This window comes from Nocardia spumae, from assembly GCF_020733635.1.
GTDB lineage: Bacteria > Actinomycetota > Actinomycetes > Mycobacteriales > Mycobacteriaceae > Nocardia > Nocardia spumae.
In genome coordinates this window covers 6,355,473-6,377,452 of the sequence record NZ_JAJFZL010000001.1, presented here as the reverse complement: position 1 = coordinate 6,377,452, position 21,980 = coordinate 6,355,473, and the positions used below count along the sequence as shown (strand labels likewise).

Here is a 21,980-nt window from a genome sequence, read left to right as displayed (position 1 = left end):
ATGCCGTCGCGTTCGGAGCTGGACCGGTGGAATCTGCAGACCCTCGAGGATTGGGCTGCGGCGGTACACACCGGCAATGAGAAGCTGCTCGAGGAGATCGACAAGGCGCGCAAGGACTTCAACGATGTCGGCTACAGCTGGACCGGAACAGCATTCTACGCTGCCTACAATCGGATTGGTCAGGATCATGACGAGGCGCGCAAGGTGTACGGCGACATCGCCGACTTCCTGGACAAGTTCGGCCCGGCCGTCGACAGTGTCTCATCGCACCGAGAAGTATTGCGTTCCAAAGTCTCCGACGCCGAACAAGCGAAGGTGACAGTCGCCGACAACTGGGCATGCTCGGGTTCGAACCACGCCGATGTGCAAGCACATCAGGATGCCATCGACACCGCTTATCGAGAGCTCACGCAGTCCGAAGCCGAGCTGGAACGGCTGCTGACCGACCGAAGCGAGCTCATCCGTGCCGCAGGTGATCTCTTCGGCTCCTCGATCGAGGTCGACGAAGCGGCTACTGCAGGAGAGCGATTGGGGTCCGAGGACGGTAAGCGGCTCGCCGCCGCGGCCCGGACGGGCGACACTGCTGCGATCGATGCCGTCGCTGCCGATATGCCGCAGTACCACCTGACACCGAAGGACCTGCAGGACTTGGCCGACGGGAAGCAGGTGACCGATATCCCGGCCGACGTACAGGACTACTACCGAGGGTTCTTTCAAGCCTCGGGCAAGGACGGCTTGTTCGCACTGTCGGATCGCCTCACCGAAGGCGAAAAGATGGCTCACATAGCAGGCAGTACGACCAGTCCTGCTTCGGTTCAGCGCGATAATCTCGCCAATGCCATCATGATGATGTCGAACGAGAACGTCGGCAGTACCGGGCCGGATGGCAAGTTTCGTGGCGGCGGAATGTCAGATCTGCCCAGTTACATGCAGCATCTGGTCTCTGACCGGCTGGAATCCAACCCTCCCAAAACCGCTGTCGAGATGAAGAACCGCCTCGGCGATCAGACGAAGTTCGCACAGCTTCTGGGCGAAGCGAACCCCGGTTTCACCCCGGGCAAGGGGATGGCTGGGCAGATGGCCACCACCGCCGCCAGCATGGCCGGCTATGTCGACGGGCATACGCAGAAGGTCAACGATATGGTCGACCGTTTCAAATACGTCGGTGCCACAGGGATAGCCGACAGCTTCTTCGACGAGGACAAACCCAAGATCGATGCGGCAGCCAAGTCGTATCTCGACCTCGCCACTCGCAATCACGAAGCCGACTTGAACCTGCTCACCAGTCCCACCGAACAGGTTCGCACCCCCGGTGACATGTACGCCGACCCCAAGACGTTCCGCAACGAGATCTTCAACCACGACTGGGGTGACAAGGGCAAGGTCGCCTCTCAGCTCTACAGCTGGGCCGGCGATCACGCCCACGAGCAGACTCCGGATGGAGACCTATCCCGCAAGACACTGGCCGAACTGCCCAAGGTGTTCGCTCCCACCGGTCACGACCCCAACCACCCGAACCAGCTCGCAACCTCGGGCGGCCACACCGAGTTTCAGAACAACGCGGACCTGTTCAAGAAGAACCCCGAACTCGCCACCGGACTTTCGAAGGTGCTGGCTCCCAACTTGGATGCACTATCGGACCCCGATCAGGGCCAAACCAAAACCTGGCCTTTCCCGGACGCCAACGACCGTACCTACCCCCGGCCACCGACCGACGAGGTGCGCCTCGGTCGCGATGACGGTGACCGCCTCCTGTTCCTCGCCAACCAATCCGAAGACGGCCGGAATCTGCTGGAAACCAGTCGTGCACTGCGCGAATCGGCAATCTACGACCAGGCGATGCGTGAGGGTGGAAACAACGTCGGTGAATGGCTCGCCAATAATGAGGATTACAGCCACATGCAATCGCTGAACGATCGAATGACTGTTCAGCACTACAACGCCCTGTTCTACCAGGACGACATGAATGCCGAACGCACCGCACAGCACCTGCAGGAAGTTTACGAGAGTAAACAAAAAGCGGCAGATTTCGCCAAGGGTATCGTCAGTGATTCGATCCCCTTCGGAAATGCGATAAAGCCGGCGACCAGTCTACTTCCCAATGTCCTGGGAAACCCTGCGGACAAGTACCTCAACGGCCTGCCGGACAAATGGATGGACTCTGCGATATCGACGTGGAACCACAAGCCCGATCCGGTCCACGTCCAGGATCCGAGCCCTAGTCAGATATCATCGGAAATAAATCGTGAGTCAAATAACCGGCTTCTGGATGCGGCATACCGAAACGGTCGGCTACCTTCCGATCTCCTGAATCAGGATGGCAGTGGTCCGGTCCGCTTGGAAGATACAACACCGCGCGAAACGCAAGCTGCTATGACGAGGTATATGCGGGCGATGGGACTGCAAGGCTATATCGACGAATCCAAACAGTCCGGCGATATCGCTATATTAATGGGCTTGAAAGGCGACAGGAGCAAGCTTCAGAATTTCTTGGATGCCGGCTACGAGAAAGTCGATGCTCCGAAATGAGATCTCAACTCCGTAGCGGTAGCTACCGATTGATATTCGCGGTGGCAGCCATGGTGGCTCTCGCTGCGTGCGCCAATCCGTCTCCTGAGAGTCGGACTACCTCAACCTCGTCCTCGGTTCCATCGATAACTCGTTACCCACCCGTGCAATCGAGTTGGGATATGGGTGTTTCCATTTCGGAGGATGAGGAATCCGACGCCAAATTTGCAGCGGAAACGCAAGTATTCGACAGTGATTTTATGATGTCGAATACTTTCGACCCCGAAGTGATGCTCAGGTACAACCGACGTGTCGTATCGAAATATGGTTTCAGTCAGGCCAGCTGGAACGGCGCTAACAACAAATGGCCTGGCACCGGCGGGACTCTCGAAAGAGTGATCGGTGTCGAAAAGACGCCCGAAGGTTCGCAAGTTACCATTTGCTCATTCGACTCGCCAGGGCTATTCGATGTTGTCGAAGGGAAGCCGACGCATGATCCCGGAAGTCCGCACACAATCAGCGCGCAGATTTTGACCGTAGCTCGGACGACGGCGCCATCGGCAGCGGGTGGAAACCAGCCGGAGGAGAACCCGCGTCCGCTTGTAGTGTCTGTGGCGAATGCCGTTCCGAATAATGAATCGCCGGGCGTGTTGTGTAATAAATTCGCACCCGACCCATTCATTCAATCCCCACCCGCGCCGCTGCCGGTGAGTGCCGGGCACAAATAGTGGTATCACCGGAGGGGGGGCGCCTTGAGATCGTTTGCTGCACAACATGATTGGTCGTAACCTTGTCGAGCCGGCCGCATTGGTCGGTGACTTCGGGTGGACCCAGCCCCTTCACCGCGTATAGATCCCGGTCGGAGTCGCGTGGTACCCCTTCGCCCCGACCGTCCCGGCGAGCGGGCTGCGGGGCGCGTCTCCGGCTCGGACCAGGTCGATGATGGTGGCGAAGTCGTATCGGGGTGTCCAGCCGAGGGCCTCGCGGGCGCGGTCGTTGGCGTAGACGCGATCGAGGGTGGGGAACATGCGCCATCCCCAGTGTTGGTAGTCGTCGGCGATGCCGGGGAAGCGGCGCGCGAATACCGCGGGGGCGTCGACGGCCAGTTCGTCTAGGTCGGCGGGCGTGAAAGGTGTTGTCGCGCTGATGATGTAGCGGGCGAACCCGATCTCCGGCGCATGCCGGGCGGCGAGCAGGTGGGCGTCGACTACATCCGCGATATCGACGCGACGGTAGAGGAATTCGTTGGCCTTCAGATTGGCGTCGGTATAGGTGGCACGGATCTCGTCGCGATCGTCCGGCTCCGGGAAGAATCGTGAGGTGCGCAGGATGATCACGGGCAGGCCCAGGTCGCGGGCGGCGAGTTCACCGAGGTCCTCGGCCGCGATCTTGGTGGCGCCATAGATGTTGCGGACGACGGGGTGGACATCCTCGGTGATCCAGGCTGTGGGGCGGTCCGGGCCGGGTGTCAGTGAGCGACCGAAAGCACTTGTGCTACTGGTGAATACGAAGCCGTCGACCCCGGCAGTCGCGGCTTCCTCGAGGAGGGTCAGGGTGCCGGTCACGTTCGTGTCGAGGAAGTCCTGACGCCGGTGCGAACCTACGTGAGGTTTGTGCAGGGTTGCGGTGTGCAGGACACGGGTGACGCCGTCGAGAGCGCGGCGCACGGTGTCACGGTCGGTGACGGAGCCGGTGATCGTCGTGAACGGGGATTCGAGAATGTCCAGACCGACGACCGCGTGTCCCTGGGCGCGCAACGTGCGCACGAGTGCTTCGCCGAGATGACCTGAACTCCCGGTGACCAGAAACCGCTCCATGGTCGTCGATTGAACCGTCACCGCGGCGCGCCGACAATCGATTTCCCGAGAGGTGAGGGGAGATCGTGGCGAGTGCCGGAAGATCGCGGTTGTCCCGGACGTTGCCCGCAGGTGTGAAGATCGGTGAAGCCGCCAAGGTCAGCGGTGTGAGTGCGAGGTCGCTGCGGCACTACGAGGCCGAGGGTTTGATCGTCCCCGGTCGATTCGACAACGGGTTTCGTGACTACTGCCCGTCCACGGTCGACCGGGTGCTCGTCATCCGGTCGTTGCTGGAGTCCGGCTTGCCGGTGCGGTTGATCAGGGAAGTTCTGCCCAGCGGACCCGATGCGGGCACCGATGGGGTGTGTGCCGAGTTCTTGCGCGAGGTCCAGAGTTTTCGCGATCGGATCGCCGGTCGTATCGCCGTTCTCAGTGATCAGCAGGCGGCGCTCGACGCCTATCTGCGGCAGGCTCGTCGTACCGATATCGGATTGCCACTTGACCTTGACACAAGTGTCGAACTCCTACCTTCGCCGTATGGAGAGCAATGAGCAGCAGCACACCACGAGGCCGACCATGCGGGCCCTGATCCAGCGCACGCACCGGGGGCCGAATGATCTGGTCCTTGCGACCGATCACCCTCGCCCCACCCCGGGGCCCGGCGAGTACCTGATCCGAGTCGGCGCGGCCGGCGTCAACTTCGCCGATGTCATGCAGACGCGCGGAACCTATGGCGGTGGTCCCCAGCCGCCGTATGCGGCGGGCTTCGAGGCCGTCGGCGAGATCGTGGGCATCGGGCCGGATGTCGGCGGTCCGCTTCGGCTCGGCGACCATGTCGTCGGCGCCGGGCCGGGTGCGTTCGCTGAGTACATGACGATGCCGGCGGCGGGGGTGGTTCCGGTACCGGCCGGCTGGACCGATGCCGAAGCCATTGGCCTCGTGCTGAACTGGGCAACCGCCCTGGCGGCGCTGAAACCGTTGGGCGGGATCGAAAGGGGTGAGGTGGTGCTCGTCCATGCCGCGGGCGGGGGCGTGGGGCAGGCCGCCGTTCGCCTCGCCCGCCACTACGGTGCGCGGGTGATCGCCACGGCGTCACCCGACAAGCACGACACTGTCCGAGCACTCGGCGCCGACGAGGTTCTCGACCGTAGACGCCCCGATCTGGCTGCGGAGATCGCCCGCATGACCGGGGGTGTGGATCTGGTGCTGGAATCGGTGGGACAGGCCACCTTCGAGGTCGGTCTGTCGGTGGCCAAGCCCTTCACCGGGCGCATCGTCGTGTTCGGCGCCGCCTCCGGTGATGCCGTGCTGAGCACCCACGATCTGATCTTCGACCATCAGGTCCAGGTCAAGGGCCTGCATATCGGCGCACTGGCGGTCGCGGCGCCGTCCCTCTACGAATCGTTGCTCGGTGAGCTCGACGCGCTCATCGCGCAGGGCGTGTACCTGCCCGGAGCGCCCCACATCCATCCTCTGGCCGAGGGGCCGGAAGTGCTGCGGCACCTGGAGGCGGGACGAACCCGGGGCAAGTTCGTCCTCGATCCCTGGCGCTAGGGCTGCCGCCGATCATTGCGAGGAGTATCGCCGCGCGGTCGACGAGCGGCGGCGACAGCTCCCGCTATCGCTGTCGAATGTGTTGTGTACCTTGATGATGCGCGCGATTCCCGCTCGGCGACTCCGTGTTCACCGGATGCCACGCCATGCGATCGCCGTCCCGGCGGACCTGGCCGAAGACGACGTCGGCGAAATGATTGCCGTATCCGATCGTGCCGGGTTGCGCCAATTCCGCGAGCAGGCGACGGCGTTGGTCCACGGCCCGGGCGGGGTCGTGATCGTAAACGCAGGACCATTCGGGACGGGCGACCTGGATGGGGGAGTGCAGCGCATCGCCGAAGGCGATCAGCCGGATTCCGCCGCCGGTGATCACATACTGTGCGTGCCCGAGAGTGTGTCCGCCGCTGATCTGCACCTCGACGCCGGGGAAGATCGTCTGACCGTCGGCTACGGTGCGCACCCGCGGCGCCAGTGTCGCGGCGATCTCGGCGGTGGTGCCGCCGTTCTCCAGCTGCCGGCGGTTGCTCCACTCCGGTTCGGCCACAAGGTATTCGGAATCGGCGAACACCGGGGCGTCTCCCTCGGTCGAGGACCGGGCCCAGCCGATGTGATCGACGTGCAAGTGTGTGAAGGCCACCGATTCGATCTCGGCCGGTGTGCGGCCGAGTCGAGCGAGGTTCTCCGGCAGTGCGCCACTGTGGAGGGCGCCGTTGGGACTTCCCGGTTCGGCCGGCATCGACTGCGGGCCGAACCCGGCATCGATCAGGAGCGCCCGGTCGCCGTGTTCCACGAGCAGAGCTCCGACGCCGGCCACCAGATAGCCCGAGCTGTCGAGGTATTCCGGGTGAGCGGTCCACGTCTGTTCGGTGCTGTCGGGTAGCCAGGCCAGCGGCTTGCCCTGGATGACCCCGTCCGGGACGAAGGAGACTTTCGTATCGCCCAGCCATATCGAACGGATGCCCGGCGGGCTGCTCAACCGGTGATCGTGTCCGGCCTGGGTGTCTGCCATGGCGCAGCTCCTTCTCTTCGATGCGTGGACTCCGCCCGGTCGGGGCGGCCGACATCACGATAAACATCAAGCGGTAACTATTTAAGCTTTAAATATATCTGCTTGATGTATTGGGTAGACTCGGCGCATGACCACAGTCCCGGAGCCGCAGGCCGTCGCCGAGCGAGAACTGTGCGGTCTGGTCAACGGATTGGCTCAGCAGATCGCCGATCATGTCCGCGAGCGCGCGGTCACTCTCGGACTCACCGCCGCCCAGGCGACCGCACTACGCGAACTGACCGGGCCGATGACCATGCGCGAGCTGGCCGAACGCATGACCTGCGAACCCTCCAACGCCACCTTCATCGTCGACAACCTCGCGAAGAAGGATCTCGTCGAGCGTCGCGCGCACCCCAGTGACCGCCGCGCGAAACAGCTCGTCCTCACGGCCGAGGGGCATGCGCTCCGACGGCGACTCCTCGAGCTCCTCGCCGCGGACTCGCCGCTGGCCGGCCTCGACCCGGACCAACAGCGAGTCCTTCAAGGCCTGCTCGAACAGGCCATCACCACACCCCGTCGTCCGGTCTGACGGGATCTGTCGCTGAGGTCGCGGCGCGGGTTGTGTCTATCGATCCATCGGGCGAGTTCTCATCCCGGGTCGTGTGTTCGGGAGACCGTGCGGAGCGGTGGCGAATCACATCATCCGCGAGCGCTCGGGCCCGGATTCTTCGTGATCCGTTCGAGCAGGGCGGCCGGGTCGTCGATGATCGGGCCCGTCGGCGTGCTGAAGAAATCCTCGCCGGGCGCGGCGACGAGCTCCAGGTTCGGATCGGCGCGCCAGGGCGCCTCGACGCCCAGTGACCACGAGTGCAGATGGGTGCGGGTGTAAGCGCCGGACTTGTCGAAGAGGGGATCGCCGGCGATCGGGTAGCCGATCCACGCCAGATGTACCCGGATCTGGTGGCGGCGGCCGGTGACGGGGCGAGCCAGCAGGATGGTGTGGTGCTCGGTCCGGGCGATCGTGGCGAATTCGGTGCGGGACGGATAGTTCTTCCCGGCCAGCAGCGCGCCCTCGTCGACGGTCCAGGTATCGCCGTCGCGGCGAATGGTGTCGCGAGGGGCCGCGATCCGGACCCGATTCTTACGGCCCACGCTCAGCGGCAGGTCGATCACGCCGCTGTCGGGCAGGTCGGTGGCGGCGGTGATCACCAGGTAGCGCTTCTCGGCGGTCTGCTTGTTGAACTGCCTGGTCAGGCCACCGTGGGCGGCGAGATCCTTGGCGAACAGGACCAGGCCCGAGGTGACCTTGTCGATGCGGTGCACCGGATACAGCGTGCGGCCCTCGGCGGCGGCCAACTCGACGAGGTCGGTGTCGTGCCGTTCCCCGGTCACGGCGATGCCGGCCGGTTTGTTCAGCGCGAGAATCGCCTCGTCCTCCTCGACGAGGCATTGTTGCGCCAGGCGCGTCCATCCCATCTCCACCAGCCCAGACTAGAGGGCGCGGTAGTGGCCGATTGCCGCCAGGAGGGCGGCGAGCGGTCGTGCCGATGTGCTAGAGCCAGGCGTCGTCCAGGTCCAGGGTGGTGCGATCCATGGCGTCGAGCAGATCGAAAAGCGGTGCGGTGCGCGGCAATTCCCAGTGGTAGAAGTAGCGCGCGGCGGCGCGCTTACCGCGGTGGAAGTCCTCGGTGCCGCCGTATGCGGCGATCGCCTGTTCCAGCCAGATCCAGGCCAGCACCACATGTCCGAAGGCCTCCAGGTAGGCAGCCGAATTCGACAGTGCCGCATCCGGATTCGCATCCCGCCAGACGGTAGCCGTGGTGGTGGCGATGCGCCCGGCGGCCGCCGCCAGCGCATCGGCGAAATCGCCCAGTTCGCCGTCCCCGGTGGCGCGGGCGCGGTCGACGGTGTCGCCCATGGTGTCCAGCAACAGGGTCAAAGCCGCGCCGCCGTCGGCCACCACCGCCCGGCCGAGTAGATCCAGACTCTGAATCCCGTGTGTGCCTTCGTGAATCGGGTTGAGCCGATTGTCCCGGTAGTGCTGTTCGACGTCGTAGTCGCGGGTATATCCGGCCCCGCCGTGAACCTGGATGGCGAGGTCGTTGGCCGCCAGGCACCACTGGCTCGGCCAGCTCTTCGCGATCGGGGTCAGCACCCGCAGCAACAGGTTCGTGCGCTGGGCCTCATCCGCGTCGACCGCACTGCGCTGCCGGTCGATGAGCCTGCCGCAGTACAACTGCAGCGCCAGCGCGCCCTCGGCATAGGCCTTCTGCGCCAGCAACATTCGCCGCACATCCGGATGTTTCACGATCGGCACCTGCGCGCTCGCACCGCCCTTGATCGTGACCGGACGGCCCTGCGGGCGGCTGCGGGCGTAATCGAGCGCCTTGAGATATCCGGTGTAGCCCAGGGCGGTGGCGGCCAGCCCGACTCCCAAGCGCGCCTCGTTCATCATGTGGAACATATAGGCGAGGCCGCGATTGGGCTCGCCGACGAGATAGCCGATGGCCCCCGCCTCGCCGCCCGGAGTGAAGGCGCCGTCGCCGAAGACGGGCGCGGTGTTGACCGTACCCCGCCAGCCCATCTTGTGATTGATCCCGGCCAGCACCACATCGTTGCGCTCCCCGAGCGAACCATCTTCGGCGGGAAGGTATTTCGGCACGATGAACAGCGAGATGCCGCGGGTTCCGCTGTCGGACCCAGGAATACGCGCCAGCACCAGATGCACGATGTTCTCCGACAGCTCGTGATCGCCGCCGGAGATCCACATCTTGCGCCCGAACAGTCGGTAGGTGCCGTCGCCGGCGGGGACGGCCTTGGTGGTGATATCGGCCAGGGACGAACCCGCCTGCGGCTCCGACAGCGCCATCGTGCCGAAGTAGCGCCCGGTCAGCATCGGCCGCACGAAGCGATCGATCTGATCCGGATCGGCGTGGGCGGCCAGCAGATTCGCGTTGCCGATGGTCAGCAGCGCGTAGCTCGCGGTCCCGACATTGGCGGCGTAGAACCAGGCCATGCACGCGGTGAAGATCGTATGCGGCAGTTGCATGCCGCCGATCCGTTCATCCATCGCCGCGCCGACGAAGCCCGCCTCGGCGAAGGCCGACAGCGCGGTGGCCACCTCCGGGATGATGTGCACCTTGTCCCCGTCGAAGGTCGGTTCGTGCAGATCACCCGTGCGGTTGTGCGGAGCGAAGTACTTCTCGGCCAGCTCCCGGCTCAGCGCGAGCACCTGATCGAAGGTCTCGCGGCTGTGCTCCCGGTACCGATCGCGCTCGGTCAGCCCGGTCACATCGAGCCACTCGTAGAGCAGGAAGTCGAGGTCGCGGGCGGACATGATGAGCGAATCCATACCTCCAGCCTCGTGGGCGATGCCGCCGTGCGCAAGACGCCCGGCGGGCGGAATTCGCGAGGGCGGACGCGGGCGCCCCCCCGTATTCAGCGCCGCTCGGTCACCAGCGGTGCCAGGAACCGCTCGAGCATGGCCCGTTCCTCGTCCTCGCTCTGCGCGGGCACTGTCAGCAGGGAGACGATGATCCGTGTCAGCCACCGGGCGAGCAATGTCGAATCATGCTGTCCGGACAGCCTTTCCGGATCGAACAGCGAAGTGCCGATGGCCTCGATGACCTGCGAGGTCTGGGCGATCTCCAGGGTCCGCCCGGCATCGTCGGGCCGGAACCAGGCGATGAGCAGCGGGTCGGCGCGCACCGCCCGCAGACTCGCCTGCACTCCGGCCACCACCCGTTCCCCCGGATCGCCGATCGATGCGATCCGGGCCGCCACGGTGGCGCCGACCCGCCTGGCCTCACGGTGCACGTATGCCAGCTGGACGGCCTGACGGCTGTCGAAATAGCGGTACAGCGTCGCCCGCGAGCAGCCCGCGGCCTTGGCGATATCACCCATCTGGGTGGCCGCCACACCGCGCTCGGCGAACAGGGCCGCGGCCGCGTCGAGGATGCGCTCGGCCGCCTGCAGCGATCGCGGCTGCCCCAGCCAGTCGCTCATGGCACGAACGGGACGTTGACCGGCCAGCGGACATAGTTGCCGTCGGTGTAGCGGACACCGTCGATGTCGACGGTGAAGTCCGGGCAGCGGGTCAGCAGTTCCCGCAGTGCGATGGTCGCCTGCATCCGCGCGGCGGCCGCGCCGAGGCAGTGGTGATTGCCGTTGCCGAAGGTGAGGATATTCCTCGGATTCCGGGTGACATCGAGTGCGCCCGCGTCCGAGCCGTATTCGCTCTCATCGCGATTGGCCGACGCGTACAGCATCAGTACGCGGCGGCCGGCGGGGATGGTCACGCCCTCGATCTCCACATCGCGGGTGGTGGTGCGGGCCAGCCCCTGTACCGGCGAGGTCATCCGCAGGAACTCGTCGACCGCGGCGGGGATCAGGCTCGGATCGTCGAGCAGCCGCCGCCGCTGGCCGGGTTCGGTGGTCAGCAATTGCACCGCGCCGCCGAGATTTCCGGTGGTGGTGTCGTTGCCGCCGGTGATCATCGTGAACGCGAAGCCGATGATCTGCAGGATCTCGCCGACATCGCCCTCGGCGCCCAGACCGGAGGCCACCAGATGGGAGACGGTGTCGTCGGCGGGTTCGAGTTTGCGCTGGTCGATCATCGCGATGAAGTACTGCGACAGCTCACCGACGGCGTCTTGGGCGTGCTGAATGCCGCCGGTCGCGGAGGCGGCCACGATCGCCTCGCTCCACTCGTCGAACTTGGCCCGATCCGCCTCGGGCACACCGAGATAGTGCGCCACCACCATGGTCGGCAACGGTTTGAACAGTTCGGCCGAGATATCGCCGCCGCCCTCGGCGCGCAGTCGTTCCAGCCGCTCGATCACGAAGGCCTCGACCGCGGGCCGGATCTCCTGGACCTGGCGCGGGGTGAACCCCTTGGCGACGCGACGACGGAAGACGGTGTGATCCGGCGGATCGGTGAAGACGAAGGGCCGATTCTCGCCCAGCCCGATCTCGGTGAGGTTGTTGTAGTCGACGGTGAGGCCCTGCGCCGAGGAGAACGTCTCCGGATCGCGTACGGCCGCATAGATATCGGCGTATCGCGACAGCACGTAGTAGTCGTCCTGCGGTCGCCCCTCGGGCACCACATGGTGCACCGGATCGTGGGCCCGGAGGGCGGCGTACATGGGCCAGGGATCGCGCCAGGTCTCACCGGACCGCAAGGTGAAACGTGCTTCCTGAGACACCGCGTTACTCATGTATCGACAGTAAGACAAATGACAGCATATGTCTACAACCTGTTTCAGGGATGATCGGATTCGTCCGGGCCGGGCGGGGGACCGGCGGGTCGCGGCGCCGGATCGAATGCCGCGCGCTTCTCCGGCGGGATCGGTACGGTGAGCGCACCGGCACCGCCGGCCGGACACCGCCCGGAGGACAAGGAGCGCCCATGCGAACCAGTCCAGCGCTACGAGAGTTCTTCCGGCGCAAGCCGATCGACCAGATCAGCGATGATTCCCCGACAGCCCTGCATCGCACGCTGGGGTTGTGGCAGCTGACCGCCATCGGCGTGGGCGGCATCATCGGAGCCGGAATCTTCGCGCTCGCCGGATCGGTCGCGCACGATACCGCCGGGCCGGCCGTCCTCATCTCCTTCCTGATCGCCGGTGTCGCCAGTGCGGCGGCCGCGCTGTCCTATGCCGAATTCGCGGGATTGATTCCGCGCGCGGGATCGGCCTACACCTACGGATACGCCGTCCTGGGTGAGCCGGTGGGCTGGTTCATCGGCTGGGATCTGCTGCTCGAATACACCGCGATCGTCTCGGTGGTCGCGATCGGCATCTCCGGATACATCCAATTCCTGTTGGGGCAGTGGGATGTCGCGCTTCCGGACTGGATGCTGGGTGCGCCGGGCACCGGGCACGGTCACGTGGTGGATCTGTTCGCGGCACTGCTGTGCCTGCTGATCGCCTTCCTGCTCAATCTCGGCATCCGGGCCGCCGCTCGGTTCGAGACCTTCGTGGTGGCCCTGAAGATCGTGGTCGTCGTGGTGGTGATCGTGGTCGGCTTCTTCCATATCGATTCCGCGAACTACCATCCGTACTTCCCGTTCGGCATGTCCGGTGCGGTGACCGGAGCCGCGACGGTCTTCTTCGCCGTCTTCGGCTACGACGCGATGTCGACCGCGGCCGAGGAGTCGGTGGATGCCAAACGTCATCTGCCCAAGGCGATTCTGCTGTCGCTGGCGATCTCGATGGTGCTCTACGTGCTGGTCTGCGTGGTACTCACCGGCATGCAGCACTACACCGAGATCGATCCCGAGAGCGGACTGTCCTCGGCCTTCGCCTCGGTTGGACTGCCGGGGCTGGGCAGCCTGATCGCGGCGGGAGCGATCGTCGGCATCATGACCGTGCTGTTCACCTTCATGCTCGGCGTCACGCGCGTCTGGTACTCGATGAGCCGCGACGGTCTGCTGCCCCGCTGGTTCGCCAAAACCCATGCGGTGCGGCAAGTGCCGACTCGGATCACCTGGATCGTCGGCGCCGCCGCGGCGGTGATCGCGGGCTTGCTGCCGATCGGCCAGGCCGCCGAGCTGACCAATATCGGCATCCTGCTGGCGTTCATCGTGGTGTGTGTGGCGGTGATCGTGCTGCGCTATCGCCGCCCCGATCTGCCGCGCGGGTTCCGGACGCCGGGCATGCCGGTGGTGCCGCTGGTGGGTATCGGCTTCTCGATCTGGCTGATCACCTATCTGCAGCCGGTGACCTGGTTGCGCTTCGCGATCTGGTTCGCCATCGGCGCGGTGGTCTACCTCGGCTACAGCCGCCGGCATTCGGTGCTGGCCACCCGTGGCGACACCGAGGTCGCATCCGATCGACGGTAGGGATTGTATCGAGATACCCTCGATATCTGCCGTATTTCCCGAGTTTATCATTTCGTTATTCGAAATGGTGTGTTCGTATTAGGTTTCTCCCCGCAGTTGGCGAATCATTGCTCCCCGGATTCGACGATCGTCAGATCACCGTGGTGTTCGCTAAATCTGCTCTCTGTACGAGACTCGGAGGAACGCATCATGGCAGGAACCGATGAAGGTCGATGTACCCGCTTTCTGCGTCGTTTTGCCTGGTCGACTTCGGCAACACTGGTCATCTCGCTCGGCGCGGCGGGCATGCTGACGGCGAGTGCCGGTCCGGTACATGCCCAATCCCCATTATTTCCCCCGGTCGTCCCGGGAATTCCGCTCCCGCCGGGGTTCGCAATTCCGGGACTCATTCCGGAAATACCCCCGGCGCCGCCGCAACCGGTCGAAACCATCGGTGAGCGTGCGCTCGGAATCGCCGAGACCAAACTCGGATCGGCCTACCGGACCGGCGCCACCGGGCCCGACGCCTTCGACTGCTCGGGGCTCGTGCAGTGGGCCTATCGGCAGGTCGGTGTGGAGCTGCCCCGCACGAGCTACGACCAGCTCGCGGCCGGCGACCCGGTCTCGCTGGACGCCCTGCGACCCGGGGATATGGTCTCGTTCTACGGCGGTGGGCATTCCGCGCTGTACGCCGGTGACGGCACCGTGGTGCATTCGGCCAGCGACGGTATCGGCGTCGTGCGTTCGCCGATGTCGGAGATGCCGGTCGCCGGCGCGCGTCGCTACTGACGCCGCCGCGGGTGTGCCGCCGGGTGACCCGGGATCTCGGGTTCGATTCCGCCACGATGATGTGTTGCGCGACAATGTGAGCCGGTACCGCGATCTGAACAGGTGCTGCTCAGTATCGTCTCGCAGTACCGTCTCGCAGTGCGAATCGTGGAGGAGGGGACCAGTGGCCGACACCCGGTCGACTGCCGGCGACGGGCCGTTCGGGCCGATTCGCCCCTCGGACGCGGTCGATGGCTGGGAATTGGCCGGAGACGCCGACCGCTGGCGGCTGGTCAAGGATTTCGGCGCGGTCCGCGGATCGGTGAAGCCGACAACCCGCACCACCTGCTCCTGGCGCGTCGAGGATCGCGAGGGCCGGATGTTGCGCGAGGTCAGTGCGCGGTCGGTCGCGGAGGCCACAGCGGCTGCCGACGAATGGGTCCGGAAGACGAGCGGCTGAGCACCACCAACCCGGTGGTGCTCAGCCGCTCGTTCGTCCGTGGCCCGCGGGGGACTACCGCGGGGGCCGCCGCTTGGCGTTCGCCTGCAGGCTGAAGGCCGGTGCCGTCTGCTGCGGTGCGGGGGATTCCGCGGTGTATGCGCGCGGCCAGGCGCGGCCACTGTCGGCCAGGGCCGGTTCGTCTGTGGTGGAAACGGATTCGCGGCGCGACGGCGCATCGATCTCGGCGAGGCCGACCAGCACGATCAGCATCATGGTGACGAGGGTGACCACCATGATCAGCGGGGTGAGCAATTGGACCGAATCGACACCGGACTGCTCTGTCATCTGATCCATGTGATGCGCCTGCATGGATGCCATTCCGGTGTAGTGCATTCCGCATACCGCCAGGCCCATGATCAGTGCCGCGCCGACGGTCGCGGAGATGCCGCGCACGTGCAGGACGAACCACAGCGCCGCGGTCGCCGCGACCACGGCGATCAGTAGCGACAGTGCCACCAGTCCCGTGCTGTACTCGATGTGAGCCCCGGCGTGCATGGCGTACATCCCGAGGTAGTGCATGGCCGCGACACCGAAACCGGTGATCATGCCGCCCAGGGGCAGTGCGATCGCCTCCCGGTGCCCGCGCACCACGATCGACAGTCCGACCCAGACCACGACGATCGCGATCGCCGCGCTGAGCAGGGTCATGGGCACGTCGTAGCGGATGCTCACGCCGTGGATCGAGAAACCGAGCATGGCGGTGAAATGCATGACCCAGATTCCGGCGCCGCCGAGTGAGATGGCGGCGGCGACGAGCCAGCCGCCCGGCCACCGCGAGGCCCGGGCGTGGGTGGCGCAGCGCAGCGCCAGGACCGATCCGATGACGGACATGATGTAAGCCAGGACGGGGGTAACCCAGCCGTGGCTGAAGTGGTCCAGCTCGAGCACGAGGTCTCCATTGAAAGAAAGAAGGGTTATGAATTCGTGACCGGACGATAGACCACCTCGACCATGATCGGGGATTGCGCCGGGGCGTATCGGGGGTCGCCGCGGCATTCTCACCGTCCGGTGAATGTGCTGGTGGAGCTGGTTCATGGGGTGTATGCACGGGGTTTGCCGGTCTGTCCGCTGTCGGACCCCGGCGGCGGACGTGTTCTGGCGCACTTGTGCCACCTGCCGGGAGGGCGGCGATCGCAAGGTTTCGACGCTGGTCGGAGCGGGTGATCGTCGTGCCGATTTCCTACTGTTCGGATATGATATGAGAATCGTAGAATACGGTTATCGGATAGATGGAGGTCGCGGAGATGGATGCGCAGCGGTATCGGCGAAGGGTCAATCGGTTCAATCGGGTCGTCGTCGGGTTGCAACGACTGGGGCTCGGATTCGGGCCGATGCACCTGCTCACCGTCGCCGGGAGGCGTAGCGGGCAGCCGCGGACCTTCCCGATCGCGGTCAACGAACTCGCCGGCGGGCGATACATCGTGCAGGCGTATCCGAAGGCCGCGTGGGTGGCCAATGTGCGCGCGGCCGAATCGGTGACTCTCAGCCGTGGGCGGCGATCATCGGCCGCGCGGTTGGTGGAGATTCCGGTCGAGCAGCGCCGGCCACTGCTGCGGGAACTGGTGGCGGCCGGGCCGGCGAGTGTCGGAAGCCGGTTCGTGACAACCGGTTTGGCGCAACAGTCGTCTCCGGACGGAGTAGCCGCCGCGGCCGAGCGCATCGCGGTGTTCCGGGTGGAAGCGCTGCGGTGAGCCGGGTCCCTCCGGATCGCGATATCATATGGAAACCGTATGATAGGACCGGAGGGATCGATGAGCGCACAGTCGGAAACCACATCCGCGCAGCAGCGGCGCCGGCTGACCGTCGCGGTCAAGGACGCGCTACGCGATCTGAATATTCAGCTCGCCCTGCTCAACCGCCGGTTCGGTGGAAAGGTCGAACTGCGTGATGTGGATTGGACCTGTCTCGATCTGATCAATCGACAGGGCGCCATCACACCGACCGCGCTGGCGCACCGCACCGGATTGCATCCGGCCACCCTCACCGGCATCCTGGACCGGCTGCAGAAGGGTGGCTGGATCGTCCGCGAGCGCGATCCCGAGTCCGGTGACCGCCGCGCGGTGACGCTACGTGGCGTGCGGGAGCGCAATTCCGCCCTGTTTCAGGTCCTTGCCGGGATGAACGGCCGGATGGACGAAGTGCTCGAACAGTACTCCGAGGCGGAGCTGGAGGTGATCACCGATTTCCTGCGGCGCACCGGAACCGCGGGCTCGGAATCGGCGCGGGAATTGGACCGCTGACGTCGCCGAGGGGCTCAGCCGTGCGGCCGGACCGGCAGCTCGGTCAATCCGCGCATCAACAGGCTGGGTTGCCATCGAGGCGTGAAATCCGGTGCGAGCGTCAGGTTCGGAAAGCGCTGCAGCAGTCCGGTGAAGGCCACCGCGGCTTCCATCCGGGCCAGTGGTGCGCCGACGCAGTAGTGAATGCCGTGACCGAAAGCCATGTGGCCACTGATATTTCGGGTGGTATCCAGATCGGACGGCCGCGCGTAGCGCTGCGGATCGTGATCGGCCGCCGTCAGCGCGATATACACGAGCTCGCCGGCGGGAATGTCGGTGCCTCCGATGGTGACCGGCTCACCGGTATAGCGCAGGGTCGCCCAGCCGACCGGGCCCGCGAGGCGCAGGAATTCCTCCACCGCGGTGGGGACGCCGGTCGGGTCGGCGCGCAGTGCGTCGAACTGGGATCGATGCCGTAGCAGGGCGTAGGTGCCGTTGCCGATCAGATTGACGGTGGTCTCGTGTCCGGCGACGAGCAGCAGGAACGCCATCGCGACCAGTTCCCGATCGCTGAGCCGGTCGCCGTCGTCGTGTGCGGTGGCCAGGCCGGACAGCAGATCGTCGCCGGGGTGAATCCGCTTGGCCGCCAGCAGTTCCGCCAGGTAGCCGGCCATCTCCCCGGAGGCGCGATCGCGATCGGCGAGCCCGCCCGCCGCGCCGACCAGGATCTTGGTCCAGGCCTGGAAATCGTCGCGATCGCCGTACGGCACACCCAGCAGTTCGCAGATCACGGTGACCGGCAGGGGATTCGCGAAATCGCGGAGCAGATCGGCCTGTTCCCGAGACGCCATATCGTCGAGCAGCTCCGCGGTGATCTCCTCGATGCGGGGACGCAGGGCGGCCACCCGCCGCGCGGTGAACGACTTGTTCACCAGTTTGCGCAACCGGGTGTGATCCGGCGGATCGCTGTTGAGCATGTGGGTGCTCAATGCCTGCACATCCGAATTCGACAGCGAGTCCGAGCCGTTGCGCCGGAACAGTTCGGTCGCGCCGCGCGAGTCCTTGAGCAGGCGCGGATCGGCGAGCGCGGCGCGCGCCTCGGCGTATCCGATCACCACCCAGCACGGAATCCCGTGTGGATGGGTGAACTTCACGTGGTGCACGGGACCGTGGGACCGCCAGCGGTCGTAGTACCGATGTGGGTCGTCGTGGAAGTCCTGCTCTATCGACTCGAGCTGCTCGGAGAGGTCGACCTCGGCCATGCTGTGCTCCCCTGTTGCCGGCGCGGTGGACAGGCCCGCGCTGCGGACCGGTCGTACGGTGACCCAATCCAACGTACCGAAATCGGAGCCGGTCGGCACGAGTGTCCGAAATGATCGGAAATCCCTTGTCGCTCAACGGCGGACGATCCGCGGCAAGGTCGTCAGCAGTCGCGGCACGACCAGGTACACCGCTGTGGGGACGACGAACGCGGTGAGTACCAGGGCGCGCAATACCGGGTGCCATCCGGCGGTGAACGGCGCCATCACGGTCATGCCGAGGGCCACCATCGGGAAGATCGCGAGCCAGGTGACGATGGCGCGCTGGTGTACCGAAATGTTCGCGGCGGAAGCGGTGGGGGTGCTGGGCACGGTGACTCCTAGAAATCCAACTGAATGGTTGCAGATGACAGTAGACACCACGCCGGCGAGATCTGCAACTGTTTGGTTGGAGACTTGGTAGGCTCGGTGCATGGCCTGGGATATCGAACGCACCCAACGTCTGCTGCTCGACGCCGCGGCCGTGGAGTTCTCCGCGCGCGGCCTGGCCGGTGCGCGGGTCGATCGCATCGCCGCCGCCGCGGGCGTCAACAAGGAGCGCATCTACAAGTACTTCGGGACCAAGGATCAGCTGTTCGCGACCGTCATCAGCCGGGAAGTCGGCGCACTCGGCGATGCGGTGCGGCTCGAAGGGGAGGGGCCGGAGGCGGTGGCCGACTACGCGATGCGCTTCTTCGATCACCTCTGCGACGCACCGGCGCTGGCGCGGCTGCTGTGCTGGGAGGGGCTGGAATCGGCCGTCCCGGTCGCGGAATCCGCGCGCCACGACAGCATGCGCGGCAAGATCGGCGATATCCGGCGCGCGGTACCCGAGCTATCGGAATCCGTTGCGCGCGAAGTGCTCTCGACGGTGCTCTCGCTGTGCTACAGCTGGCAGACCCTGCCCACGCTCGATCGCCTGGTCACCGGCGACGCGACTCCCGGCGCCGACCGCCGGCAGGTACGCCGGGCCACGATCGGCCGGGTGATCGCCGCCGCGGTGACCGCCGAGCTGACCAGCGCGTCATTCGCAGGTCCACAGTCGTAGCTTCTCCGGATTCCGGATCACCCAGATGCGAGTGATCCGGCCGTCGTCGACGGCGAAGGCGTACACCGACACCACGACGCCGTCGCGCTCCGCCACCAGGCCGGGCTGCCCGTTGACCGTGCGTTCGAGCAATGTCACCCGGGGCGCGCGCGTGGCCAGCTCGGCCCAGGTGTGGGCGATCCGCTCCCCACCGGCGATCGGATGCAGGAAGGCCGGGGCCAGGCCGCCGCTGTCGGCCGTGGCGACCGCCCGCGGATCGAGCAGGCCGATCAGCGCTTCGATGTCCTTCGTCTCCCAGGCGCGCTTGAAATCTCGCACCACCTCCGCGCGCTGGTCCGGCGACGGTTCCTGGGCGGTGCGAATGCGGCGACGGGCCGAGGAGGCGAGCTGGCGGCAGGCCGCCGGGGTGCGGCCGACGATCTCGGCGACCTCCCCGAAGGGGTAGCGGAAGACATCGTGCAGGACGAACGCCACCCGTTCGGCCGGCGTCAGCGAATCGAGGACCACCAGGAAGGCCATACTGATCGACTCGTCGAGGGTGATCCGGTCGGCGGGATCGGTGGGCGCGGGCGCACCCCATTCGCTGCGGTCGGGGACCGGTTCGGGAATCCATTCGCCGACATAGCGTTCGCGACGGGCCCGGGCCGAACCCAGCAGATCGAGGCAGATGCGACCGGCCACCGTCCGCAACCACGCGCCCGGCGTCTCGATGGCAGCCTGCTGCCCCGGTGACAACGCGTACCAGCGCGCATACGTCTCCTGGACGACGTCCTCGGCCTCGGCGAGGGAACCGAGCAGGCGATAGGCGAGGTTGAGCAGTGAACGCCGCTCGCTCACCAGCGCGCGCAATTGCGGATCGGTCATCAGTGAGCTCCCTTGGTCGGTACAGGTCCTACATCGGAGACGAAATAGCACGCCGAACTGTGAGATCGCCGTACTCGCGCACCGAGTTCGCATCCGGGCCGGCGGCATCAGGCCTGTGCGGGGGCGGACGACGATCTCACCGATGTCCGGGGGCGCCGCCCGTGCCGGTGTGCCGGGGCCGGTCCCGGACCGGCCGGGCGCATCTGCTTGCGTAGTGGGCGGCGGGAGCGAGGTGGTGGTCCGGATGTTGTTCGAGACGCGGTCGTCGGATTCGGCGTGGATCTCCTCGGTGTGGACGTGCCGCAGCGCGCAGGTCTCGGCGATGACCTCGGTCGCGACCGAGACCTGGGGGCTGGTGTTCTGGGAACAGAACGGCGTGCCCTTCGCGGCTGTCACCGGTCCGGAGACTCGCACCGGTAACGCCCCGGTGCCGGAGGGGGCGAGCTTCGTCGGGATCCAGTTCGCGGTCGGCACCTCTTTGCGGATGGTCGCGGCCGAGTCGCTGGTCGACAGCGGAATCGTCCTGCCCGATGTGACCGCGCGAAGCTTCCGGCTGGACGGATCCCGTTGGGAGACACCGCATGCCGACGATGCCGAGGCCCTCGTCGAGCGCCTCGTGCGGGACGGGACGGTGGGTCTGGACCCGGTGGTCGCCGCAGCGCAGCGGGGTGCGCGGCCCGCGGTCACCGATCGCACCCTCGAGCGTCGCTTCCGGGCGGCGACCGGTCTCACCCGGGGGGCGGTGCGGCAGATCGAACGTGCCCGCACCGCCGCGACCCTGCTCGCCGCGGGCGAGAGCCCGGGCGATGTCGTCGGCAAGCTCGGCTACTACGACGAGCCGCACCTCGCGCGGGCGTTGCGCCGCTACGTCGGGCGTACGGCACGGCAGCTCGGCGCGGGCCTGGGCGGGGCGATCGCGCTCGACCCGGGTCAGCGCACGACGTCGTACACGAGTTTGGTGACACCGTTGGAGTAGGCGGCCGACTCCCGCAGGCGCAGCGTCTGCTTATCCCGATCTTCCCGCGGGAAGAGGCTCTTACCCGCCCCGAGCAGTACCGGGAACACCAGCAGGTTGTATCGGTCGATCAGGTCGGCCTCGGCGAGGCGGCGCGCCAGCTCGGCACTGCCGTGGATGAAAATCGCGCCACCGTCGGTGCGCTTCAGCGCGGCGATGTCGTCGGTGGATCGCAGGATCGTGGTCGGGCCCCACCCGTCGACCAGCGCCTCGTCGGTGAGGCTGGTCGAGACGACGTACTTCGGAAGGTCCTTGTAGGCAGCGTGATCCGCCGAACCGGGCCAGACCGAAGCGAACGCCTCGTAGCTGCGGCGGCCGAACATCAGTGCCGTCGTGTCGGCGAGTTCCTCGCCCTTGAGCGAGAACGCCTCGGGCACGAACTCGGTGGCCGGCACCCAACCGCCGCTGCGATGTCCCTCGACCGTTCCACCCGGTGAATCGACGACACCGTCCAGCGACATGAAGCCCGTGTAGACCAGTTCCCGTGTCAAAGCATCCTCCTGTGAGATGAATCCGGCCCGTCGGGGCCGCCTGTGTGTTGCGAGCCTAAGGGCACGGGGCGCGCCGGTCTTGGACAAAACCGACATGTCCTCGGCGGCC

23 protein-coding genes are annotated in these 21,980 nt (G+C 66.0%); 12 read left to right on the top strand and 11 right to left on the bottom strand.

The window, feature by feature from the left end:
• Entirely contained in the window at positions 1 to 2,529 is a 2,529-nt protein-coding gene (locus LKD76_RS28340) for a TPR repeat domain-containing protein (RefSeq protein ID WP_227984446.1), read from the top strand.
• Positions 2,530 to 2,690: 161 nt separating this feature from the next.
• Complete coding sequence (locus LKD76_RS28335) at positions 2,691 to 3,236, top strand: hypothetical protein (RefSeq protein WP_227984445.1); 546 nt, start codon at positions 2,691 to 2,693, stop codon at positions 3,234 to 3,236.
• A gap of 111 nt (positions 3,237 to 3,347) precedes the next feature.
• Here LKD76_RS28335 and LKD76_RS28330 read toward each other — a convergent pair whose 3' ends face one another.
• Positions 3,348 to 4,325: an NAD-dependent epimerase/dehydratase family protein gene (locus LKD76_RS28330; protein ID WP_227984444.1), complete on the bottom strand. Its 978-nt coding sequence runs from the start codon at positions 4,323 to 4,325 to the stop codon at positions 3,348 to 3,350.
• A gap of 113 nt (positions 4,326 to 4,438) precedes the next feature.
• Here LKD76_RS28330 and LKD76_RS28325 point away from each other — a divergent pair, with 113 nt between their 5' ends.
• Complete coding sequence (locus LKD76_RS28325) at positions 4,439 to 4,855, top strand: MerR family transcriptional regulator (RefSeq protein ID WP_227984443.1); 417 nt, start codon at positions 4,439 to 4,441, stop codon at positions 4,853 to 4,855.
• Positions 4,842 to 5,858: an NADPH:quinone oxidoreductase family protein gene (locus LKD76_RS28315; RefSeq protein WP_305082772.1), complete on the top strand. Its 1,017-nt coding sequence runs from the start codon at positions 4,842 to 4,844 to the stop codon at positions 5,856 to 5,858. Before LKD76_RS28325 ends, LKD76_RS28315 begins: the two co-directional genes overlap by 14 nt.
• Before the next feature lie 64 nt (positions 5,859 to 5,922).
• Here the strand turns inward: LKD76_RS28315 and LKD76_RS28310 are convergent, their stop codons facing one another.
• Complete coding sequence (locus LKD76_RS28310; RefSeq protein WP_227984442.1) at positions 5,923 to 6,867, bottom strand: MBL fold metallo-hydrolase; 945 nt, start codon at positions 6,865 to 6,867, stop codon at positions 5,923 to 5,925.
• Positions 6,868 to 6,994: 127 nt separating this feature from the next.
• On the opposite strand from LKD76_RS28310, the gene LKD76_RS28305 reads away from it, so the two are divergent.
• The gene (locus tag LKD76_RS28305; protein ID WP_227984441.1) at positions 6,995 to 7,435 is read left to right on the top strand and encodes a MarR family winged helix-turn-helix transcriptional regulator; all 441 of its coding nucleotides are present in this window, start codon (positions 6,995 to 6,997) and stop codon (positions 7,433 to 7,435) included.
• Between the two features lie 110 nt (positions 7,436 to 7,545).
• Here the strand turns inward: LKD76_RS28305 and LKD76_RS28300 are convergent, their stop codons facing one another.
• From LKD76_RS28300 to LKD76_RS28285, 4 genes are all read right to left on the bottom strand, one after another.
• Positions 7,546 to 8,322 (bottom strand): RluA family pseudouridine synthase, encoded by a 777-nt coding sequence (locus LKD76_RS28300; RefSeq protein ID WP_227985437.1) that lies wholly within the window; start codon positions 8,320 to 8,322, stop codon positions 7,546 to 7,548.
• A 76-nt stretch (positions 8,323 to 8,398) separates the two neighbouring features.
• On the bottom strand, positions 8,399 to 10,198 hold the full coding sequence (locus tag LKD76_RS28295) for an acyl-CoA dehydrogenase (RefSeq protein WP_227984440.1): 1,800 nt from the start codon (positions 10,196 to 10,198) through the stop codon (positions 8,399 to 8,401).
• A gap of 86 nt (positions 10,199 to 10,284) precedes the next feature.
• Positions 10,285 to 10,851 (bottom strand): TetR/AcrR family transcriptional regulator, encoded by a 567-nt coding sequence (locus tag LKD76_RS28290; protein ID WP_227984439.1) that lies wholly within the window; start codon positions 10,849 to 10,851, stop codon positions 10,285 to 10,287.
• Positions 10,848 to 12,062 carry a cytochrome P450 gene (locus LKD76_RS28285; RefSeq protein ID WP_227984438.1) on the bottom strand — a complete coding sequence of 405 codons (1,215 nt, stop codon included), beginning with the start codon at positions 12,060 to 12,062 and terminating at the stop codon, positions 10,848 to 10,850. Before LKD76_RS28285 ends, LKD76_RS28290 begins: the two co-directional genes overlap by 4 nt.
• Positions 12,063 to 12,253: 191 nt before the next feature.
• On the opposite strand from LKD76_RS28285, the gene LKD76_RS28280 reads away from it, so the two are divergent.
• The 3 genes from LKD76_RS28280 (at position 12,254) to LKD76_RS28270 (ending at position 14,894) form a co-directional block, all read left to right on the top strand.
• The gene (locus LKD76_RS28280) at positions 12,254 to 13,687 is read left to right on the top strand and encodes an amino acid permease (protein WP_227984437.1); all 1,434 of its coding nucleotides are present in this window, start codon (positions 12,254 to 12,256) and stop codon (positions 13,685 to 13,687) included.
• Between the two features lie 285 nt (positions 13,688 to 13,972).
• Positions 13,973 to 14,455 carry a C40 family peptidase gene (locus tag LKD76_RS28275; protein ID WP_227985436.1) on the top strand — a complete coding sequence of 161 codons (483 nt, stop codon included), beginning with the start codon at positions 13,973 to 13,975 and terminating at the stop codon, positions 14,453 to 14,455.
• Between the two features lie 163 nt (positions 14,456 to 14,618).
• A complete protein-coding gene (locus tag LKD76_RS28270) occupies positions 14,619 to 14,894 on the top strand; it encodes a hypothetical protein (protein WP_227984436.1) in 276 nt (91 codons plus the stop codon).
• Between the two features lie 54 nt (positions 14,895 to 14,948).
• Here the strand turns inward: LKD76_RS28270 and LKD76_RS28265 are convergent, their stop codons facing one another.
• Positions 14,949 to 15,824, bottom strand: coding sequence for an MHYT domain-containing protein (locus tag LKD76_RS28265; protein WP_227984435.1), 876 nt, complete (start codon positions 15,822 to 15,824; stop codon positions 14,949 to 14,951).
• A gap of 341 nt (positions 15,825 to 16,165) precedes the next feature.
• Between LKD76_RS28265 and LKD76_RS28260 the strand changes: the two genes are divergently transcribed.
• Complete coding sequence (locus LKD76_RS28260) at positions 16,166 to 16,627, top strand: nitroreductase family deazaflavin-dependent oxidoreductase (RefSeq protein ID WP_227984434.1); 462 nt, start codon at positions 16,166 to 16,168, stop codon at positions 16,625 to 16,627.
• Between the two features lie 60 nt (positions 16,628 to 16,687).
• Positions 16,688 to 17,176, top strand: coding sequence for a MarR family winged helix-turn-helix transcriptional regulator (locus tag LKD76_RS28255; RefSeq protein WP_227984433.1), 489 nt, complete (start codon positions 16,688 to 16,690; stop codon positions 17,174 to 17,176).
• Between the two features lie 14 nt (positions 17,177 to 17,190).
• On the opposite strand, the gene LKD76_RS28250 is transcribed toward LKD76_RS28255, so the two are convergent.
• Positions 17,191 to 18,417 (bottom strand): cytochrome P450 family protein, encoded by a 1,227-nt coding sequence (locus LKD76_RS28250; RefSeq protein ID WP_227984432.1) that lies wholly within the window; start codon positions 18,415 to 18,417, stop codon positions 17,191 to 17,193.
• A gap of 132 nt (positions 18,418 to 18,549) precedes the next feature.
• Positions 18,550 to 18,786 (bottom strand): putative antibiotic biosynthesis monooxygenase, encoded by a 237-nt coding sequence (locus LKD76_RS28245; protein WP_227984431.1) that lies wholly within the window; start codon positions 18,784 to 18,786, stop codon positions 18,550 to 18,552.
• 100 nt (positions 18,787 to 18,886) lie between these two features.
• Between LKD76_RS28245 and LKD76_RS28240 the strand changes: the two genes are divergently transcribed.
• Positions 18,887 to 19,501, top strand: a complete 615-nt coding sequence (locus LKD76_RS28240; RefSeq protein ID WP_227984430.1) for a TetR/AcrR family transcriptional regulator — start codon at positions 18,887 to 18,889, stop codon at positions 19,499 to 19,501.
• Here LKD76_RS28240 and sigJ read toward each other — a convergent pair.
• Positions 19,478 to 20,365 (bottom strand): RNA polymerase sigma factor SigJ, encoded by an 888-nt coding sequence (sigJ, locus tag LKD76_RS28235; protein ID WP_227984429.1) that lies wholly within the window; start codon positions 20,363 to 20,365, stop codon positions 19,478 to 19,480. The genes LKD76_RS28240 and sigJ overlap by 24 nt on opposite strands.
• Positions 20,366 to 20,609: 244 nt before the next feature.
• Here sigJ and LKD76_RS28230 point away from each other — a divergent pair, with 244 nt between their 5' ends.
• Positions 20,610 to 21,341 (top strand): helix-turn-helix domain-containing protein, encoded by a 732-nt coding sequence (locus tag LKD76_RS28230; RefSeq protein ID WP_227984428.1) that lies wholly within the window; start codon positions 20,610 to 20,612, stop codon positions 21,339 to 21,341.
• Here LKD76_RS28230 and LKD76_RS28225 read toward each other — a convergent pair.
• Positions 21,296 to 21,871 carry a dihydrofolate reductase family protein gene (locus LKD76_RS28225; RefSeq protein WP_227984427.1) on the bottom strand — a complete coding sequence of 192 codons (576 nt, stop codon included), beginning with the start codon at positions 21,869 to 21,871 and terminating at the stop codon, positions 21,296 to 21,298. The genes LKD76_RS28230 and LKD76_RS28225 overlap by 46 nt on opposite strands.
• Positions 21,872 to 21,980 lie beyond the last annotated feature (109 nt).

Excerpts from the sequence above, each read along its gene's own strand:
- LKD76_RS28340 (WP_227984446.1), top strand. The coding sequence starts at position 1 with ATGCCGTCGCGTTCGGAGCTGGACCGGTGGAATCTGCAGACCCTCGAG.
- LKD76_RS28335 (WP_227984445.1), top strand. The coding sequence starts at position 2,691 with ATGGGTGTTTCCATTTCGGAGGATGAGGAATCCGACGCCAAATTTGCA.
- LKD76_RS28330 (WP_227984444.1), bottom strand. The coding sequence starts at position 4,325 with ATGGAGCGGTTTCTGGTCACCGGGAGTTCAGGTCATCTCGGCGAAGCA.
- LKD76_RS28315 (WP_305082772.1), top strand. The coding sequence starts at position 4,842 with ATGGAGAGCAATGAGCAGCAGCACACCACGAGGCCGACCATGCGGGCC.
- LKD76_RS28310 (WP_227984442.1), bottom strand. The coding sequence starts at position 6,867 with ATGGCAGACACCCAGGCCGGACACGATCACCGGTTGAGCAGCCCGCCG.
- LKD76_RS28305 (WP_227984441.1), top strand. The coding sequence starts at position 6,995 with ATGACCACAGTCCCGGAGCCGCAGGCCGTCGCCGAGCGAGAACTGTGC.
- LKD76_RS28300 (WP_227985437.1), bottom strand. The coding sequence starts at position 8,322 with ATGGGATGGACGCGCCTGGCGCAACAATGCCTCGTCGAGGAGGACGAG.
- LKD76_RS28295 (WP_227984440.1), bottom strand. The coding sequence starts at position 10,198 with ATGGATTCGCTCATCATGTCCGCCCGCGACCTCGACTTCCTGCTCTAC.
- LKD76_RS28290 (WP_227984439.1), bottom strand. The coding sequence starts at position 10,851 with ATGAGCGACTGGCTGGGGCAGCCGCGATCGCTGCAGGCGGCCGAGCGC.
- LKD76_RS28285 (WP_227984438.1), bottom strand. The coding sequence starts at position 12,062 with ATGAGTAACGCGGTGTCTCAGGAAGCACGTTTCACCTTGCGGTCCGGT.
- LKD76_RS28280 (WP_227984437.1), top strand. The coding sequence starts at position 12,254 with ATGCGAACCAGTCCAGCGCTACGAGAGTTCTTCCGGCGCAAGCCGATC.
- LKD76_RS28275 (WP_227985436.1), top strand. The coding sequence starts at position 13,973 with ATGCTGACGGCGAGTGCCGGTCCGGTACATGCCCAATCCCCATTATTT.
- LKD76_RS28260 (WP_227984434.1), top strand. The coding sequence starts at position 16,166 with ATGGAGGTCGCGGAGATGGATGCGCAGCGGTATCGGCGAAGGGTCAAT.
- LKD76_RS28255 (WP_227984433.1), top strand. The coding sequence starts at position 16,688 with ATGAGCGCACAGTCGGAAACCACATCCGCGCAGCAGCGGCGCCGGCTG.
- LKD76_RS28250 (WP_227984432.1), bottom strand. The coding sequence starts at position 18,417 with ATGGCCGAGGTCGACCTCTCCGAGCAGCTCGAGTCGATAGAGCAGGAC.
- LKD76_RS28240 (WP_227984430.1), top strand. The coding sequence starts at position 18,887 with ATGGCCTGGGATATCGAACGCACCCAACGTCTGCTGCTCGACGCCGCG.
- sigJ (WP_227984429.1), bottom strand. The coding sequence starts at position 20,365 with ATGACCGATCCGCAATTGCGCGCGCTGGTGAGCGAGCGGCGTTCACTG.
- LKD76_RS28230 (WP_227984428.1), top strand. The coding sequence starts at position 20,610 with ATGTTGTTCGAGACGCGGTCGTCGGATTCGGCGTGGATCTCCTCGGTG.